This window comes from Vibrio sp. ArtGut-C1 (assembly GCF_002105475.1).
GTDB classification, from domain to species: Bacteria; Pseudomonadota; Gammaproteobacteria; order Enterobacterales; family Vibrionaceae; genus Vibrio; species Vibrio diabolicus.
On the sequence record NZ_NCTH01000001.1, the window covers coordinates 270,041 to 288,884 of the forward strand.

The 18,844-nt window shown below is 45.0% G+C and carries 18 protein-coding genes; 12 read left to right on the forward strand and 6 right to left on the reverse strand.

All coding sequences use genetic code 11. From position 1 onward, the window contains the following. Positions 1 to 100 precede the first annotated feature (100 nt). Entirely contained in the window at positions 101 to 466 is a 366-nt protein-coding gene (locus B7360_RS01190) for a hypothetical protein (protein ID WP_080619260.1), read from the forward strand. Here B7360_RS01190 and B7360_RS01195 read toward each other — a convergent pair. From B7360_RS01195 to B7360_RS01205, 3 genes are all read right to left on the reverse strand, one after another. After that, complete coding sequence (locus B7360_RS01195) at positions 446 to 829, reverse strand: VOC family protein (protein ID WP_085342550.1); 384 nt, start codon at positions 827 to 829, stop codon at positions 446 to 448. The genes B7360_RS01190 and B7360_RS01195 overlap by 21 nt on opposite strands. Then, positions 822 to 1,751 (reverse strand): LysR family transcriptional regulator, encoded by a 930-nt coding sequence (locus tag B7360_RS01200; RefSeq protein ID WP_085342551.1) that lies wholly within the window; start codon positions 1,749 to 1,751, stop codon positions 822 to 824. The genes B7360_RS01195 and B7360_RS01200 overlap by 8 nt, the downstream gene beginning before the upstream one ends. A gap of 77 nt (positions 1,752 to 1,828) precedes the next feature. Continuing rightward, a complete protein-coding gene (locus B7360_RS01205; RefSeq protein WP_074190386.1) occupies positions 1,829 to 2,302 on the reverse strand; it encodes a hypothetical protein in 474 nt (157 codons plus the stop codon). A 287-nt stretch (positions 2,303 to 2,589) separates the two neighbouring features. Between B7360_RS01205 and B7360_RS01210 the strand changes: the two genes are divergently transcribed. From B7360_RS01210 to B7360_RS01225, 4 genes are all read left to right on the forward strand, one after another. Further along, positions 2,590 to 3,273 (forward strand): spondin domain-containing protein, encoded by a 684-nt coding sequence (locus B7360_RS01210; protein WP_085342552.1) that lies wholly within the window; start codon positions 2,590 to 2,592, stop codon positions 3,271 to 3,273. Between the two features lie 9 nt (positions 3,274 to 3,282). Beyond that, positions 3,283 to 3,978, forward strand: coding sequence for a spondin domain-containing protein (locus B7360_RS01215; protein ID WP_085342553.1), 696 nt, complete (start codon positions 3,283 to 3,285; stop codon positions 3,976 to 3,978). A gap of 146 nt (positions 3,979 to 4,124) precedes the next feature. Next, positions 4,125 to 4,856: a response regulator transcription factor gene (locus B7360_RS01220; RefSeq protein WP_085342554.1), complete on the forward strand. Its 732-nt coding sequence runs from the start codon at positions 4,125 to 4,127 to the stop codon at positions 4,854 to 4,856. Positions 4,857 to 4,972: 116 nt separating this feature from the next. After that, positions 4,973 to 6,346 carry a sensor histidine kinase KdpD gene (locus B7360_RS01225; protein ID WP_085342555.1) on the forward strand — a complete coding sequence of 458 codons (1,374 nt, stop codon included), beginning with the start codon at positions 4,973 to 4,975 and terminating at the stop codon, positions 6,344 to 6,346. 30 nt (positions 6,347 to 6,376) lie between these two features. Here B7360_RS01225 and B7360_RS01230 read toward each other — a convergent pair whose 3' ends face one another. After that, positions 6,377 to 6,892, reverse strand: a complete 516-nt coding sequence (locus tag B7360_RS01230) for a superoxide dismutase family protein (RefSeq protein WP_085342556.1) — start codon at positions 6,890 to 6,892, stop codon at positions 6,377 to 6,379. 540 nt (positions 6,893 to 7,432) lie between these two features. Between B7360_RS01230 and B7360_RS01240 the strand changes: the two genes are divergently transcribed. From B7360_RS01240 to B7360_RS01265, 6 genes are all read left to right on the forward strand, one after another. Beyond that, a complete protein-coding gene (locus tag B7360_RS01240; RefSeq protein ID WP_085342558.1) occupies positions 7,433 to 8,842 on the forward strand; it encodes an aminotransferase class V-fold PLP-dependent enzyme in 1,410 nt (469 codons plus the stop codon). 62 nt (positions 8,843 to 8,904) lie between these two features. Next, positions 8,905 to 9,837: a transporter substrate-binding domain-containing protein gene (locus B7360_RS01245; RefSeq protein WP_005394865.1), complete on the forward strand. Its 933-nt coding sequence runs from the start codon at positions 8,905 to 8,907 to the stop codon at positions 9,835 to 9,837. After that, the gene (locus tag B7360_RS01250) at positions 9,834 to 12,164 is read left to right on the forward strand and encodes a bifunctional diguanylate cyclase/phosphodiesterase (protein WP_085342559.1); all 2,331 of its coding nucleotides are present in this window, start codon (positions 9,834 to 9,836) and stop codon (positions 12,162 to 12,164) included. Before B7360_RS01245 ends, B7360_RS01250 begins: the two co-directional genes overlap by 4 nt. 212 nt (positions 12,165 to 12,376) lie before the next feature. Beyond that, entirely contained in the window at positions 12,377 to 13,570 is a 1,194-nt protein-coding gene (locus B7360_RS01255) for a glycine C-acetyltransferase (protein ID WP_085342560.1), read from the forward strand. A gap of 44 nt (positions 13,571 to 13,614) precedes the next feature. Next, entirely contained in the window at positions 13,615 to 14,646 is a 1,032-nt protein-coding gene (gene tdh, locus B7360_RS01260; RefSeq protein ID WP_005394871.1) for an L-threonine 3-dehydrogenase, read from the forward strand. Positions 14,647 to 15,040: 394 nt separating this feature from the next. Next, positions 15,041 to 15,760: a carbonic anhydrase gene (locus B7360_RS01265; RefSeq protein WP_085342561.1), complete on the forward strand. Its 720-nt coding sequence runs from the start codon at positions 15,041 to 15,043 to the stop codon at positions 15,758 to 15,760. Positions 15,761 to 15,832: 72 nt separating this feature from the next. Here B7360_RS01265 and B7360_RS01270 read toward each other — a convergent pair whose 3' ends face one another. Next, on the reverse strand, positions 15,833 to 16,936 hold the full coding sequence (locus B7360_RS01270; RefSeq protein WP_046875767.1) for a mechanosensitive ion channel family protein: 1,104 nt from the start codon (positions 16,934 to 16,936) through the stop codon (positions 15,833 to 15,835). A 300-nt stretch (positions 16,937 to 17,236) separates the two neighbouring features. Between B7360_RS01270 and B7360_RS01275 the strand changes: the two genes are divergently transcribed. Next, positions 17,237 to 17,584 carry a helix-turn-helix transcriptional regulator gene (locus tag B7360_RS01275; RefSeq protein WP_005375109.1) on the forward strand — a complete coding sequence of 116 codons (348 nt, stop codon included), beginning with the start codon at positions 17,237 to 17,239 and terminating at the stop codon, positions 17,582 to 17,584. A gap of 90 nt (positions 17,585 to 17,674) precedes the next feature. Here B7360_RS01275 and lldD read toward each other — a convergent pair whose 3' ends face one another. Next, positions 17,675 to 18,814: an FMN-dependent L-lactate dehydrogenase LldD gene (lldD, locus tag B7360_RS01280; RefSeq protein WP_005383962.1), complete on the reverse strand. Its 1,140-nt coding sequence runs from the start codon at positions 18,812 to 18,814 to the stop codon at positions 17,675 to 17,677. Between the last annotated feature and the right edge of the window lie 30 nt (positions 18,815 to 18,844).

The window sequence follows — 18,844 nt, forward strand, 5'->3', positions numbered from 1 at the left end:
TATTGAAGAAAACCTGTGAAGTAGCGTTCACTTATTGATCCTGTTTTTGAGCTAACACTCAGAATTAGTTACGCTGAATTAAATTTGTTAAGTCACCGTTATGCGTAGATTAATTCCTTTTTATCGCTCCATGCTATTTGCTAGTGCTCTAAGTTGGGTGCTAGTGACCCTGATGCCTGTTATCAATGCTCATGGTAACAGCATGGGTGTGTGGGCGACGCTATGTACGCTTAACGGTTTTGAATTGGTTCAAATCGAAGAAAGTGACAATGCCGTCAGCCATAAAGGCAAACCTTGTCCTTTTAGCCACTTCTCGACCTTTCATCATGATTCACTTCCAACTACACCAATACTTCCACAACTGAGCTTGGTCATTTCTGAAAGCTACACTTTTTTGGCTCTAAGTGTACGATTTGAAACGCCAGTTCCTCGTGCCCCACCAAAGTTAGCGTTGATAAACTTCTAGCGGCAAGCCATCAGGATCTTTGAAAAAGGTAAACGCTTTGCCTGTAAATTCATCGACGCGAATGGGCTCTACCTCAATTTCTCTCGCCTCTAAATATTCTTTAACATGCTCTACATCATCCACTTGAAAAGCAAGGTGGCGTAACCCCTGAGCTTCTGGAAAGCTCGGTCTTTCTGGCGAGTCTGGAAAGCTAAATAGCTCAACTTGGCTACCGTCAGGCAGAGCAAGGTCAAGTTTGTACGAGTCTCTGGCTTCACGATAATTTTCAGCAATGACTTTTAGCCCTAACAATTCGGTGTAAAAGCGTTTTGACCTTGGATAATCACTGCAAATGATCGCAACGTGATGAATGGCATTAAACATGGTTAGTGTCCTCGGAGACTAAATGCTCCTTAACGAAGTCGATAAACACGCGCAGACGAGCAGGCATATATTTGGTTTGTGCATACTGCATCGCGATAGCCCCGTGGTAGTTACTCTTGATCATCCAATCCGGCAGAACCTCCACAACTTCTCCTTGCTCTAACGCGTCTTTGATCACGAAGTCGTGGAAGATCCCAATTCCCAAACCAGACTTAACGCCGTTCAAGCGCATTTGAGAGTGGTTGACGGCGTAGCGTCCACTTACTGCAATCGAATGAAAGGCTTCCTCTTTAAAGAATGACCAGATGTTGTCTTTGTCGTTCTCGGCAAGGTAAATACAGTCGTGCTGCTCAAGCTCGGTTGGGTGTTCAGGCATACCGTGTTTGGTGAGGTAATCTGGAGAGGCACACAAAACAAGGTTGGTCTTGCTGATCTCTTTGAGTACCAGATTCTCATCGGGTTTGTCGGTGAGCTTAAATGCTACGTCGATACCTTGGCGAAAAAGATCAATCTCACCATCAGCAGCACGTAGCTTGAGCTGAATGTTTGGGTAGCGATCTAGGAATGGCAACACAAATGGTTGAAGCACCGAGTTAAGAAACGCTTCGGGTGCAGCCACTGTGAGTGCACCCGTGGGCTCGGCATGATCTTCAGCCGATAATTCAACCGCTTGCTGCGCCGCATTCACCATGGCGATGCTTTGGTCGTAAACCTTTTGCCCGGCTTGAGTGATGATCAACTTGCGAGTCGTTCGCTCGAACAGTTTCACTGAGAGGGCTTGTTCTAACCGTGTGATCAACTTACTTAAAGCCGATGGCGTCACGCCAAGCTGTTTGGCTGCAGCGGTAAAACTGCCCTCGTTTACCACTAAGATAAACGAAGCAAGATCAGGAAGTAGGGCAATGAGTTTTGGATTAACCATAATTGTTCAGTTCTGCGCAGCGGAATAACGATATTGTCTGGTACGGTTTCACGAGGTTCAAGTGTCACCGTCTCGCTTTAACGATATTTTGCCAAAAATGCATTGAGTGCAGGCAAGCCAGATTCACCAGTATGGTATTGCTGCCAACAGTGATAAATGGCCGTTTCGTGGTCTGCAATCAACTCGATAGCTTCTCGTTCAGCGATTGAATACTGCTGTGAAGCTTTCACTTCTTCATGCCACTCTCGATACTTGACCTCATAAGGTTCTACCCATTTCAGAAGAGTCGCCACCAACTCTTGCCATGGCAAACCAATCCACTTGGTTGCATCTGCCAAGCCTTTATCCAGCATCTCTTGGTGTCGACTTTCGATATCCATGCCATTTGTCAGCAGTACAGGTTTGAGCTTTTCTGCGGTGAGCTTTTCCACTTCAATCAAGGTTTGCCACAGCGTTTGTTGTTCACTTTGGGCGTAATGGTTCAAGTAGTGGTTGAAAAAAGCGATGCCGTAGATTTCGCCATAGTAGGCAGACAGAACGTTATGAATCATGGTGAGAATCGTGATTTAAACTGAGAATACCGCATTGTAGGAGGGGAAAGCGAGAAGTGTAAATAGCTGATTAAGAGTAAAAAATCGCTGCTGAAAAAATCGAACAGAACTTGTGAGAATTTTATGAGAATTCGATGAAGTTGCTGATAGATTTGTTCGTCATTCTTAGAGGCAAGAACGCAAAACGTTCGAAACGTAATGCTTAACCTACTCAAGTTACAAACAAAGAAGTAAAGCCGTACACATGGGCTTGGGTAGTTCAACCCTCATTAAAGGATGGAATCACAATGAAAAAACGTACCCAACTCGGACTCGTCATGACTTCAGTCGCTATGGCGCTAGGCTCTGCATCAGTGAATGCGGCGGAATTGGAAATCACCGTGACAAACGCAACCAAAGGCATCTACTTTACGCCTCTTATTGTTGCCGCACATGGTTCTGAGCTTCAAATGTTCAGAACGGGTCAAGCAGCAACGCCAGAACTAGAAGCAATGGCAGAAGGCGGTGATATCTCTGGTCTTGCTAGTGTGATTGGTAACGCTGGTGGTGCGGTGGTTGAGAATCCTGCTGGTGGCATTTTGAATCCGGGTGTTGCAACCACCTTCACCTTGGACAGTGGCGACCACGGTTATCTTTCTTTGAGCGCGATGCTGCTGCCAACCAATGACGGTTTCGTCGGTCTAGATAGCTGGAAGATTCCAACGGAAGCGGGTACATACCGAGCAACGCTAAGAAGTTACGATGCCGGTACAGAAGCGAACGATGAACTTGCGTCTAGCATGCCAAACCCACCTTTCATTACCTTTGGTACTGGCGGCACAGGCGTTGAAGCAACGGTAACTAACGATAAAGTCCACGTGCATCCGGGTAACCTTGGTGATAGCGACCCAACTGGCGGCATCAGTGACCTAGACAGCAGCAGCCATCGTTGGTTAAACCCAGTCGCAACCATCACAATCGTTGTGAAGTAAGGGGGATGTATGAAAGTCAGAATCTTACTAGTAGCAGCTTCAGTCAGCTTGCTCGCCGGTTGTCCAAGCGATGATGATAACGACGTAGTGAAATCGTACCGCTACACCGTCAACGTGGCGAACTTGACTGCGAATCAACCAATGTCTCCGCTCGCTGTACTCACTCACAATGGTGACTACCAATTGTTTGAAATTGGACAAGCCGCATCTGTTGAACTTGAGCACCTTGCCGAAGGCGGTAGTAACGCTGAGCTGATTGAGTTGATGAACAGCAATGACAGTGTTTACCAAGGTATTTCGGGTAATGGATTGGTGTTGCCGGGTGCATCGGACGAAGTCACTATCACGGTTGACCCAAGTCGTTACGGTTACTTGTCTGTGGCGTCTATGTTCGTGAATACCAACGATGCCTTTGTTGGCGAAACGGGGCTATCGCTCAAATCGCTCGCAGTGGGTGAAAGCTATGAAATGAGCATGAACGTTTGGGATTCTGGCACGGAACTGAACGATGAACTTGCCGCAACCATTCCGGGCCCAGCAGGTGGCGGTGAGGGCTTCAATGCCGCTCGTAATGACAGCAGTGACGTTGTTGCATTCCATGCCGGTGTTGTTAGCCACGATGATGGATTAGCAAACTCAGCACTTTCTGCGAACCATCGTTTCTTGAATCCAGGTGCGAAAGTCACCATCACTCGAGTCGAGTAACACAGGCTCCGATGACGTCTCCTTTCCAAAGCGCTTGTAGCCGAGCGCTTTATCCCTCATGGCGTCATCGGAACCTTTTTTGAAAGAATTTCTAATTTGTTCCGGTCATCTGCAAAGTGAGGATACTCGAAGGCAAGGAAAGGACCATGGAACAACAGGCAATCAATTTAGTCGCGAACATCTTGTTGGTGGAAGATGACGATGATTTGGCAGAACTGGTTCAGATGCATCTCAAGTTTCAAGGACACCAAGTGTCGCGAGCCACAAATGTCGCCGATGCTAAAACGCAATACCAACAACAACCCTTTGATTTATTGATCCTTGACCGAGGTTTACCAGACGGCGATGGCCTAGACATCTGCCATTATTTGCGTCAGCAACAAGATTGGAATCCAGTGCTCATGCTGACAGCCAGAGACGGTGAAATGGACAAGGTTGACGGTTTAGAAGCGGGCGTTGATGACTACATCACTAAGCCATTTAGCGTATTAGAATTCCAAGCACGAGTGCGAAACGTGCTGCGCCGAGTCAGTCAAACCGCAGAGACCAAAGTAGCAAATGAAGTCCTCGACGAAGCGATGGATTTTGGTCCGCTAAGAATCATTCCGGAGTTGCACCAAGTATCCCTAAACGACAAGGATGTCACTCTTACCGCGACAGAGTTTACTTTGCTGCAGTTTCTCGCGACTCGTCCGGGCAGAGTCTACAGTAAAGATGAATTGCTCGATCACGTATGGAACACCAGTCATTCTGGTTATCACCACACGGTGTGTAGCACCATTAACCGTTTACGCAGCAAATTGTCTTTGTCTGATTCAGATCATCACTTCATCCAAACCGTGTGGGGCGTTGGGTATAAGTTTCAACCAAGACACTAATGCAAAAAAGCAAGTCAAAACATCAAGCCAAGACAGTAAGTCGGCAGTTGTTTTCACCGTCATTTTTCAATCATCACGGGTGTTTCAAAAACACCGCTGTTTAAGGAGGCGATAGGATGAGCTTCAAATCTCGCTTGGTAGTATTTACCAGCTTGTGGTTTTGCCTCGCGGCGGTGGTGATTGCACTGACTTACAATTGGCAAAAAGAAACCATTGAGTTACGGACTAAGCAAAGCCTGCACAAAGAGCTAGCCAGCCACATGCGCGATGATAATCCGCTGATGATTGGTACGGATTACAACCCTAAAGCGCTCAAGTCGATCTTTCATACCCTTATGCTGATCGGCCCTGATTTTGAAATCTATTTCCTCGATAGCCAAGGCAATATCACCACCCATGCTGCGCCAGATGGTGCAAAGCTTATGGACACGGTGGATCTGAACCCCATTCAGCAATTCTTAAACAACGAACCGCTTCCCATCTTAGGCGAAGATCCTCGTAATCGCGGTGAACACAAAGTGTTTTCTGTTGCGGCGATAGAGGAATTAGGCTCTACGGTCGGTTATCTCTATGTGGTGATTGGCAGTACCCGACATGACGCCATTGCCAATGCGCAAGTCGATACCCCTTACATCGCGCTGGCAGGATTGGTCTTAGTGTCCATTTTAGGCTTTGCTCTCGGGGCTTATGTGCTGGTCAAACGTAGCCTATTGAACCCGATTGAGCGTGTGACCAAGCAACTTCAACAGCAAGCCGAACATGATTTTCACCTGCAACCTGACTTTACTTACCAAGTGCCGGAGCTCGTGCCGATTGCGCACTCTTATCAGATGATGGCGAAGCACATTCAGCAGCAGTTTTTACAGTTGGAGTATCAGTCTTCTCATCGCCGTCAAAGCTTATTGCAGCTCAGTCATGACTTAAAAACGCCGTTATCGAGCGTGCTTGGCTATCTGGAAACGTGGCGTTTGCAGCATCCGGAATCCGATCCGCTGATTGATGTCGCGTTCCGAAATTGTGAGAAGCTCTCAACTCAATTGCATTCTTTATTAGACGCCGCGCGTAAAGAGGAACCAATGCCAAACTACGAATACCGCCCCATAGATCTTGGCGCATTGATGGGAGAATGTGCCGAGACGATGCAGAGCCAGTTTTCTCGTAAAGAAGTGGTGTTGAAAGTGGATATGGATAACAAGATCCAAACTGTGGGTGACAAAGGACTCTTAGAGCGGTTGGTATTGAACCTGCTTGAAAATGCGTTGCGCCACAGCCCAGTCGGCTCGGAAGTGCATTGCCAAGCGCATTTGAGTGAGGATAAGTCGCGAATCCTGTTCACTTTTGTCAATCGAATTGATAAAGATGCCGTCGGGGGCGCATTAGGAATTGGTACAAAGATAGTGCAGTCAATTTTAATGTTGCACCACAGCTACTTAGAGACGTGCGAGACGGACACTGAGTATCAACAAAAATTCGCACTTCTCGCTGCTTGAGGAGAAGCGCGAATTTGGCTTATCGAATGACTACTTAATAACGCCACATACAACGCGCGCACCGCCGCCGCCTAATTTAGCAGGATGGTCGGAATGATTGTCACCACCAGCATGAATCATTAATGCTCGGCCTTTTAAATCTGATAATTTTAGGCGAGGCGCGACAACGGGCTGATTAGCATTACCATCCATGTCCACGTAGAGTGGAGGCAGGTCGCCTAAATGATTGTCATCGGTCCAAGGGTAGCCATGTTTCCCTGTGTTGATGGGGTCATAGTGACCACCTGCTGCACCGCCAAGGACGGTTTTGCCATTCTTCTCCGCGCTATCGCACGATGGATTAGTGTGAACATGGAAACCGTGCACCCCTGATGACAAACCTGATAACTGAGGCATAAATACCACGCCATAGTCACTTTGTGAAATCTCAATGGTGCCAGCGCTCTTCTTGCTGTTGAGATCGGTCATCGCGACAGTCTGCGCAAGTACGTTAGGAGCGGCTACGAGAGTGGCAGCAACTGAAATGCATAGCAATCCTTTTAACATGGGACTTCCTTCTTTTTGGTTGTACGCTCAAGCACATATTAGTGAAAACTTCTCTTCCTTATGTCTGTTGAGCGGTGGGTTTATGTTAGAGAGTGATGTGTCTCACTCTATGGTCTTCAACTGGTATCTATCTGCGAAACCAGCTCTCCTTTATTAAGACTTAACATATTGAGTTTGTTCAGATATAAAAAGAATAGACGTCAATCAAAAAATAGCCTGAATATTTTTAAATTAACGCAAAGTTAAATTTTTAATGACTTTATAACAAAGCTAATAATTGTTTTATAAAGAAGTTGTCGGAATTGTCTTCTATAAAAAATAATCAATTTAATGAATATTTTAATGTGAATATGGTTGTTTATAGGTTTGTGGTCAAACTGTTGCTTATATCATCAAATAAGATAAAAAATTGGAACTAAAGTCACTTAATGGCAGAGGAGAAAATTAAACTCTGGTTTTAATGGGTAATAATGTTTTAGTAACAGATAGTTACGCACTTAAAATTAATAATATGGCTAATTTCCGACAAGGATTGAAAAGATGAAAGACAAGGAATCTATTCAGACTAATAGCAGCCGCCGTAATTTTCTGAAAGGCGCAACAGGAGCTGTTGTTGCTGGTGTGAGTGCTTCCGCTTTCTCGGGCGCAGTTCAAGCACGAGAACAGAAAATTGATTGGAGCAGCCGCGGGCTAGGTAGAAAACACGATAAGCGCTTTTGGCGTAAAGTGCAACGACAGTTCGTTTTGGATAAACGTACGACTTACATGAACATTGGCACAACGGGTTCTATGCCAAGACAAGTTCTTCAAGATTATGAGCATAACAACAAGTTGGTGGCTAAGTATCCTTGGGATATGAAGGGCAAATTTGGCTCTTGGCCTTATGTCTCTGAGATGGTTCAAGAAGTAGCGCCTGGCTTTGGTGCTAACCCAGAAGAAATCATTCTCAGCCGCAATACTACTGATGGTCTATGTTCGATCATTAACGGCTTACACTTTGAACCAGGCGATGTGATTCTAACGACGCACCATGAGCATATGGCTGCAACATCACCGATGAACGTCGCAAAACATCGTTTTGGCGTCGATGTTGTTGAAATTCAACTACCAGTATTTACCGGTACTGAAGACGTTTCTGAACAAGATTACATCCAAGCTTTCCGCGACGCGCTTGATGCGCATCAAAACGTTCGCCTCATCATGTTCTCTCATATCACCTATAAAACGGGAACGGCGTTACCAGCCAAAGCCATTTGTGCTTTAGCGAGAGAATATGGTGTGCCTACGCTTGTAGATGGAGCGCATACTGTCGGTATGTTTGACCTCGATTTCCATGATATGGATTGTGATTTCTATGCAGGTTCTGGCCACAAATGGCAGTGTGGTCCTGGCGCAACCGGTATTTTGTACGTACGTGATAACGCCAATCGCTTGAATGAGTATTGGAGTGATCGTGATAACCCGTTGTGGTTGATCAACTCTTCACTTTCTCATGCGGATTACTTAGGCAAGCAGTTACAGATGCAGTACATCGGGAACGACAACTATCCTGCTAAACAAGCGTTAGTTGATAGCTGTAAAATGTGGGATGAGATTGGCCGTGACCGCATTGAGGAACGTGTTCTAAGTCTTGGTAGTTTGTGTAAAACCTTACTTCAAGAGTACTTGCCACAAGCCCAAATGTACTCACCAAACGTGGAAGGTTTAACGAGTGGCTTAACCACAGTTAACCCATTCTCTGATGTGACGAATGAAGACATATTGACTGAATTCAGAGATCGTCTGCGTGAAGAATATGGCTACATCATTCGAACAACCAGCTTTAAGCTGCATAAAGATGATGACTTTGATACTTACGCACTCCGTATCTCCACGCACTTGTTCCATGACGAGCAGGATGTTGAAGGGCTCGTGGTGGCGATGACGAATTTGTATTACTCGTCGTTCTAACATCGTTGTTTATCACTCAAGCGCCCATGATTGGGCGCTTTGTGAAAGGTAAGGATATTATTATGTCAGTCAAAACATTCAAAAGAACTTTAGCGGCGATGGCGCTTATGGCGGCCTCTGTTATGTCCTCTTCCGCTTGGTCAGACGACTTACAACAGATCCGTGATCGCGGAGTGTTGCGCCATATTGGTGTGCCGTACGCTAACTTCGTTTCTTATATTGAACAAGGTGAAGTGGAAACCTTGACTGGCTTAGATGTAGAGATAGTAAAAGGCTTTGCCAAGTCGTTGGGCGTTAAGTACCAATATGTTCCAGCTCAGTGGAGCGATATGGTCGGTAAGCTGACGGGCCAAGATGTTCAATACCATAATAAGCAAGCCGTCGTGGGAGAAAGTGTTCCAATCGAGGGTGACTTGATCGCAAATGGCGTTACCATTCTTGACTGGCGCTCTGAAGTTTTAGACTTTTCACAAGATTACTTCCCGTCGGGCGTTTGGTTAGTTTCCAGAACAGATTCCACGCTGAGTCCGATTAAACCAAGTGGGTCGGTTGATGAAGATGTAAAAACCGTCAAGCAGCTTATTCATGGTCGCGAAGTGTTGGCGTTGGAGCACTCTTGTTTGGACCCTAACCTTTATGACTTATATGACACAGGCGCAAAAGTCATACTGCCTGATGGGGCTCGTCTTCTTAATGAGATGGTGCCAGCGATAATGAAAAATGATGCGGAAAGCACATTACTAGACGTCGCCGATACGTTAATTGCATTAGAAAAATGGCCAGGTGAAATAAAAGTCATTGGTCCAGTATCCGAAAATCAGAAAATGGCTGTTGCATTCCGGAAAAACTCGCCGGAATTACGCAAAGCATTTGATCGTTATTTAGATTCAATAAAGAAAGATGGAACCTACGAAAAATTAGTAAAAAAATACTATCCATCTATTTACTACTTTTATAACGATTACTTCATAGAAGATAGTAAGAAAACCCGATGAAAAAGGCCGTTAAAAAAATATCCAGTAAAAAATTTATTGCAATAAGCGCAATATTAGTCTCTATTTATTTAGCTATGCTTATTGTTGTGACAAGTTTGGGGCAAAATAAATTAAAAGAATCCCAACATAGGGAACTCGGTTTAAAAGTAAAAAGCTACGCAAGCACACTCGATAATTTATTTACCATTGCCAGTGAGGATGTTGATAATTTATCTACAGATAAAACAGTACAAACATTCTTTGCTAATTTAGCCTCTGGCATGTCAATGGAGTACGGATTAGGAGCGAGTTTAATTAACTTGAAGCGTCGTTTCGATGAAAAGATAGATGGTAAGTTAATTAATAGCAGCCAAATCTATAAAAAGCTCACACTGGTAGGCAGTGATGGCACAACGATTGTCACGACGGGCTCTGAAGACAACATAGAGCATAAGATGGATATCCAAACCTTAATGACTCAACATGGGCATCCCGAAGAGGTTTGTGCAACTCGATATAACGACGACGTGCGTATTCAAGTCATCAAGCAAGTTAAGTTTTCTGGAAAGCCAGTTGCCTTTCTAATTGCAGATCTCAATAAAAACATTGTTATTGATCAGCTCACTAATCAAGAGCACGAAGACAGTTATAGCCGGATGGTGCTCAAAATAAAAGACGTTGAGATGGTCGTATGGGATACAATAAATAAAACGTCTTCTCATAATAAAGATGAGAATTATTTAATATCTGAAGCCGTTGATGGAAAGATATATTTTGAAGTGCCTGTTGAAAAACATCACTTCAAACTTATGGCTTGGTTTGAGCCTTTGAGTGAGCGAGATATTTTCACATCACGGATCTTCATTCTCGGTTTGAGTATTCTTGCTGTTATGGTTGTTATTGCTCTGTGTTATGCGTTCATTACAAACAATAATAGAATTGAATTGAAAATTAAACTTGAAGAAGAGAAAAAGCGAAAAGACATTCTTTCTCAACAGAACCAAAAACTAACTAACGAAATTGAACGCCGAAAAGCGTCTGAAAAAGAACTCGCCTTCCAAGCTAAATACGATACGTTGACTAACTTGCCTAATCGCAGCTACGGTTCTGAGAGACTGGCTTTGGAGTTGATTAGAGCGTCACGTAGTGGTTCAAAAGTATTGGTCATGTTTATTGATTTAGACCACTTTAAGCAGATTAACGATTCAATGGGTCACTTTGTTGGCGACGAGATCCTTAAACTTAGTGCTCAACGACTGCATCAAGTCGCGAGAAAAACAGACTTATTGGCGAGAATTGGTGGGGATGAGTTTTTATTAGTGATTCCTGACTTGCCTGATAATGACACCGCGAAGCGCGTTGCTTCAAGCGTGCTTTCGGCGTTTAACGATCCATTTGTATGGAACAACCATGAATTCTTCTTGAGTAGCAGCGTCGGAATGTCTGTATTTCCGGATGATGGAGATAATGCCGAGCAGCTCCTCGCCTGTGCTGACATGGCGATGTATCGCGTGAAGCAAGATGGACGCGATGCCTTCTGCTTTTATAACCACAATATGAACCAAGACTTGCAACGCTATTTGGATTTGGAAAATCGACTAAGAAATGCCATCTCCAGCCAATTACTAGAGTTGTATTATCAACCTATTATTGAGCTGAGCAGTAATAAAATTGTTGGCGCAGAAGCGTTAATGCGTTGGAATGATGAGAAGTACGGATTCGTAAATCCTGAAGAGTTTATCTCTATTGCTGAGAAAAATGGCTTGATTCATCAAATTGGTGAATTCGCTATCCAGCAAGCGTGCCGCCAAGCGGCGCAATGGCAAAGTCTGACGCCGCTGTTTGTTTCTGTGAATTTCTCCAGTGTTCAATTTAGGTATTGTGATCGCTTACTTGCGTTTATTAAGAAAAGCCTTGAGGAATCTGGTCTTCCATCAGATAAGTTCGATATTGAGGTGACAGAGAGCCTTCTCTTTAACCACGACTCAGAGCTATTAGACATGCTCAATAACTTAAGAGCGTTAGGCACTAAGCTTACCATCGATGACTTTGGTACGGGCTATTCTGCGTTGAGTTACTTACAGAAATTTCCGTTCGATCGCCTTAAGATTGATCGCAGCTTTATGCAAAATATGTTCGAAAACGACTCCGATCGTGAGCTCGTCAACGTGATCATTGCAATGGCGAAAGCGCTGAACCTTAAGATTGTTGCTGAAGGCATTGAAGAACAGCGTCATGTCGATTATCTAAAAGACTTAAACTGTGAGTTCGGGCAAGGTTTCCACTATAGCCGCCCGTTACCAGCCAAAGACTTTGAAGCACTACTTAAACAACCAACTGGGCGATAACTCCTTTTATTACAATATTATAGGAAAGCATTAATTGAATTCGTGCCTTGAATTCATTAATGCTTTTCCACCTTAAGGGATAATCCTTCTTCCTTCCTTGAATTACACTACAATTAATTGATGAGCGATAGCCCGTGATGCCCGTCACATAAAGGCTCAACCTAATTCTAAACGAGTAAATACTCGCCAAAATAACCAGGAAGGAATTTCAAATGTCTTCTGCATTCTACCAACAGATTCAGCAGCAAATTGAAGAAGTGAAGGCTGAAGGTCTTTACAAATCAGAGCGCGTAATCACGTCTCAGCAGCAAGCGGCTGTTAAAATCTCTACCGGTGAAGAAGTATTAAACTTCTGTGCAAACAACTACCTTGGTCTTGCTAACCATCCTGCGCTAATTGAAGCGGGTAAAGCGGGTATGGACGAACACGGCTTTGGTATGGCTTCAGTACGTTTCATCTGTGGTACTCAAGACATCCACAAAGAGCTTGAGCGGAAGTTGTCTAAGTTCCTAGGTAAAGAAGATACGATTCTTTACACCTCTTGCTTCGATGCAAACGCAGGTCTGTTTGAAACCATTCTCGGTAAAGAAGACGCAATTATTTCAGACGCACTAAACCACGCGTCAATCATCGACGGTGTTCGTCTATGTAAAGCAATGCGCTTCCGTTACTCAAACAACAACATGGAAGAGCTAGAGCAACAACTGATTGCTGCGAAAGAAGCAGGCGCACGCCACATTCTTATCGTTACTGACGGTGTGTTCTCAATGGATGGCGTAGTGGCGAACCTTCCGGCTATTTGTGACCTAGCTGAAAAATACGGCGCACTGACCATGGTTGATGACTCTCACGCGGTTGGCTTCATGGGTAAAACGGGTGCAGGTACGCACGAATACCACAACGTGGTTGACCGTATCGACATCATTACAGGTACGCTAGGTAAAGCAATGGGTGGCGCTTCAGGCGGTTACACGTCTGGTAAAGCGGAAGTGATTGACTGGCTACGTCAGCGTTCTCGTCCATACCTATTCTCTAACTCTGTTGCACCAGCAATCGTAAGCGCTTCTATCCGAGTTCTAGATCTACTAGAAGAGAGCGGTGACCTACGTGACCGTCTATGGGAAAACGCAGCACACTTCCGCGCACGTATGGAAGCTGCTGGTTTCACAATGGGCGGCGCTGACCATGCGATCATTCCAATCATGCTAGGTGATGCGAAAGTGGCAGCAGAATTTGCTGAGCGAGCACTAGAGAAAGGCATCTACGTAATCGGCTTCTCATTCCCTGTGGTACCAAAAGGCCAAGCGCGTATCCGTACTCAAATGTCAGCAGCGCATTCTCGTGAGCAGCTAGATCGTGCAATTGATGCGTTCATCGAAGTTGGTAAGGACATGGGTCTTATTTAAGACTCTAGGTCCTAGATAATAGGGCCTTTAATTAAGGTTACATTATGAAAATTAAAGCATTATCAAAGCTAAAGCCTGAAGAAGGCATCTGGATGACTGAGGTTGATAAACCTGAAGTTGGCCATAACGATATTCTGATCAAAATTAAGAAAACCGCTATCTGTGGTACAGACGTACACATCTACAACTGGGACGAATGGTCACAAAAGACAATTCCAGTTCCTATGGTTGTCGGTCACGAATACGTGGGTGAAGTGGTTGCGATTGGTCAGGAAGTTCGTGGCTTTGAAATTGGTGACCGCGTATCTGGTGAAGGTCACATAACTTGTGGTCACTGCCGTAACTGTCGTGGCGGTCGTACTCACTTGTGTCGCAACACGATCGGTGTGGGTGTAAACCGTGAAGGCGCATTTGCAGAATACCTAGTGATTCCTGCATTTAACGCGTTTAAGATCCCTGACGAGATTTCTGACGATCTAGCATCGATCTTCGACCCGTTCGGTAACGCGGTACACACTGCGCTTTCTTTCGATCTAGTCGGTGAAGACGTGCTCATCACTGGTGCTGGCCCAATCGGCATCATGGCCGCCGCAGTTGCGAAACACGTCGGCGCTCGTCATGTGGTTATCACAGACGTAAACGAGTACCGTTTAGAGCTAGCTCGTAAAATGGGTGTAACACGCGCAGTAAATGTTGCTGAAGAGAAGCTTGAAGATGTAATGGCTGAACTAGGCATGACAGAAGGCTTTGACGTAGGCCTAGAAATGTCTGGTAACCCAGCGGCATTCAACTCAATGCTAACCACAATGAACCACGGTGGTCGTATTGCATTACTCGGTATTCCACCATCAGATATGGGCATTGATTGGAACCAAGTGATCTTCAAAGGCCTAGTTATCAAAGGCATCTATGGTCGCGAAATGTTCGAAACATGGTACAAGATGGCTTCACTGATTCAATCTGGTTTGGATCTATCACCAATTATTACGCATCACTACAAGATTGATGACTTCCAAGAAGGCTTCGATGTCATGCGTTCAGGCATGTCTGGCAAAGTTATCCTTGACTGGGAATAATCTGCTCAAATAAGAAAGCGCTCCGAAAGGGGCGTTTTTTTTAGCGATATGTTGTAAACATAAGCGGTAACATAGAACATATAGCCCTCATTTTACAAATGTCCATAGTCTTTTTTCTAGATCATGCACAGCAACATTTCCAGCCTGAAGTTCCAAGTGATTTAGGGCAATACCACAAATCTTTCTTGTACAAAAAAACACCCCACCAGCTGGCACTTATACCGACTCGATAATCGTTGATGTTCAATTTTGAGCATCATATCAATTGCATAACTAGAGGCATCTATTCCAAAAAACTTTTGTAATCATAGTTTTCACTCTATTCCCGCTTAATTCTGTGCGATTAGTATGGTTTTGTTTTCACAACATTTAACTTGAAGGAATAAGGAAAACTATGAAGAAGTCACTGGCAGCACTAGGTTTGGCGTTGGTATTTACAGGAACAGCTTACGCAGCAAGCTGGGGTTACGAGGGGAGTCACGGGCCTGAGCATTGGGGCGAGTTTGCGTCTGAATGTTCCAAAGGTCAAAACCAAAGCCCAATTAATATTGTCTCCGCAGCAGAAGCGAAGTTAGACAAATTGCAGTTCGACTACCATGGCAAAGCAATCTCATTGCTCAATAACGGCCACACCCTGCAAACCAGCCTAGAGGGTGACAACACACTGTTGATTGATGGCAATGCATTCACGTTAAAGCAGTTCCACTTCCATACTCCGTCAGAAAACCATGTGGATGGCAAAGAATACCCATTAGAAGCGCACTTTGTGCATGCTGATACAACTGGCCATTTGGCGGTTGTGGCCGTGTTTTTTCAATCCGGAAAAGCGAACCCAGATTTAGCGAAGTTACTAGCAAACATACCAAGTAAAGATCAAGGTGTAGAGATTAAATTGCCATTTGAAGCGGATGCGTTGCTTCCAAAAGACAAAGCGTATTATCGCTTTAATGGCTCACTAACGACACCACCATGCTCTGAAGGGGTACGTTGGTTAGTGATGAAAGAAGCACAAACCATTTCCCCTGAGCAGATTAAAGCGTTTACGACAGTGATGGGGGAAAACAATCGTCCCATCCAACCATTGAATGCTCGTATGGTGTTAATACAACACTAACCAATCCAAGCAAATAAAAAATGAAAAAGCCCGCTTGAATAAAGCGGGCTTTGTTATTGGTATTGATGGAAATTAGAAGCCGTGATCTTCTTGCTCTTCAGCTTTTATCATTTGAACTGGGTCGAGCTTGAGTGTTTGAGTTGGGAAGGCGATATCTGCTTCGTGTTCTTTAATGATGTTAATTACTTGAAGAAGAACATCCTGTTTAACCTCATGGTATCTCACCCAATTCACGGTTTTTGTGAAGGTATAAATGAAGAAATGCAGTGACGATGGACCGAACGTATCGAAGTTGACGATAAGCGTTTGGCGTGCATCAATATCTTTGTGATTCTTAAGCATCTCTTTCACCGCTGTAATGATTTGCGGCATTTTTTCGGCGTCGTCGTAACGAAGTCCAATTTTTTCGTAGATGCGTCGGTTTAGCATGCGAGATGGGTTTTCTACGACTATGTTGCTAAACACAGAGTTTGGCACATAAAGAGGACGCTTATCGAAAGTTCGGATGATGGTCATTCTCCAGCCAATTCGTTCTACCGTACCTTCAATTTGGCGATCTGGAGAGCGGATCCAGTCGCCAACTTTAAACGGACGATCGAAGTAGATCATAAGGCCGCCAAAGAAGTTCGATAGTAGATCTTTCGCCGCTAAACCAACGATTAAACCACCGACACCACCAAAGGTGAGCAATCCTGACAGTGACAAGCCAAACGCCTGCATCACAGTGAGAATTCCGACGGTAATAAAGAACAAGCGCGCGACTTTAGCTATCGCTTGTACTGTGGTTTCATCTCGGTTTTTTTGTTCTAGGACGTACTCTTCAACATTGGTAATGAGTCGCATAACGGTCCAGACGAAGATACTGATCACCAAAATCAGTTTCAGCGTGCTTAACCAGTTTATTTTATCGTTGAGCTCGCTCTCTAATATGATGCCGATAGAGACGGTTGCTGGCCAACACCAAATGAGTGTACTGACTGGCGCTTTTAGCGCATCAAGCAACATGTCATCCCAGTGGAAAGGGGTTTTCTCTACTAGTACTGCGAGACGAGAGCGGATCAGTCGCCAAGCTATCCAAGCAATAAAGCTGGCGAGTGTAATGAAAAGGACACTCCCACTCCAATCTTGATGAGATGTTTCAATATAGCTTTGCAAATCGGTAAACCACTGTGACATATGTAACTTCTTTCTAGTGAACCATGGAAGGAAAGGTAGCAGATATTACTCCTTCACCCCAGTGATTTCCTTTAAATCATTTACTTATGTATAAATCGCCTGAGGTAGGCTATTTCGTGAGGTGAAAAGTGAGTGGTCGAAACTGGGTGATGAGCCGCCGTTCCATTCGTGTGCGGAGCTTCGCCATCTCCGATGTGCGTTGATATTTGAACGATCAATTATAACTTCTCTGACTTATCGCTAACATTTATCTTAAGTAAGTGTGAGAGTGTATTGGCTCTTGAATTAGCGGAGGCAGATATGGAATTTACAGAGCTGGATCGAAACGCGCTCTACGACATCTGGATGTCACAAAAAGCCAAAATGCACATCACTCAAATGGAAATGGCGAAGCGCCTTGGTTTGAGTCTACACGAGTTTTCTGGCTTGTTACGTGGTAATTCTCCACTGACGCTAGGTTTTGTAAAACAGCTATGCGAGCAGCTACATGTACGTCCTGGTCAGGTGATTCCGTCTTTGACGGAGCGTGATCTATCTGCATCTGGTACGGTTTATTTACAAAATCGTGTGACGGTGGATGGCGATATCAGTAACGTGTTTATCGACGGCAACCAAGTCGTGATTGAGTACGTTCACCAAGTAAGCTAGCTTGCTCGTCAAATTATCGGGTTGAAGAGCAATAAAAAACGAGCCAACTGTGGCTCGTTTTTTCGTTTCTGTTTTGCTCGCCTGCAAAGATTATGGGATTTTCACCAAGGAATCGCGAGAAAGGTCCGCGATAGACTTCGCACCAGTAAGCGTCATAGCTACACGCATTTCTTTGTCGTACAGATCCAGTAGGTTTTCAACGCCTGCGCCGCCTTGCGCAGCCAATGCGTACACAAATGAACGACCAAGCAGTGTGCAGTCTGCACCAAGTGCGAGCATACGAACCACATCAAGACCAGTACGGATACCTGAGTCAACAAAGATTTTAAGATCGCCTTTTACCGCATCTGCAATGCTTGGTAGTGCTTTAGCACTTGAAAGTACGCCATCTAACTGACGACCACCATGGTTAGATACCACAATGCCATCCGCGCCGAAACGTACCGCATCTTTCGCGTCTTCTTCGTCGAGGATGCCTTTGATGACCATAGGGCCATCCCAAAAGTCACGAATCCACTCAAGATCTTTCCAGGAGATAGACGGGTCGAAGTTTGCGCCTAACCAGCCGATGTAATCTTCTAGTTTTGTTGGTTCGCCGCGATACGTTGAGATGTTACCTAAGTCGTGCGGCTTACCAAGTAGACCCACATCCAGTGCCCAGCTTGGGTGGCGCATCGCCTGGAATACACGACGCATGGCTGCGTTAGGGCCACTCATACCTGAGTGCATGTCACGGTAACGCGCGCCAGGAACTGGCATATCAACGGTAAACACCAGCGTTGTGACGCCCGCTGCTTTTGCACGCTCAAGCACGTTCTTCATAAAGCCACGGTCTTTAAGCACGTAAAGCTGGAACCACATTGGACGTTCAATTGCAGGTGCGACTTCTTCAATAGGACAAACCGAAACGGTCGACATAGTAAACGGGATGCCTTTCTTCTCGGCCGCTTTTGCTGCTTGCACTTCGCCTCGGCGCGCGTACATACCAGTTAGACCAACAGGAGCTAGCGCGATTGGCATTGCCAGTTTCTCACCGAAGATCTCGGTTTCTAGGCTCAAATCTGTCATATCGCGTAGGACGCGTTGGCGAAGGGCGACATCACCTAAATCGTCAGTATTACGCTTCAGCGTGCGTTCGTCGTAAGAGCCGCCATCAATATAATGGAATAGAAACGGGGGAAGTTTGGCTTTCGCGGCAGCGCGGTAGTCAGTAGAAGCTGAGATAATCATAATGGTGTCCTAGCGGTTATTCTAAGCAAA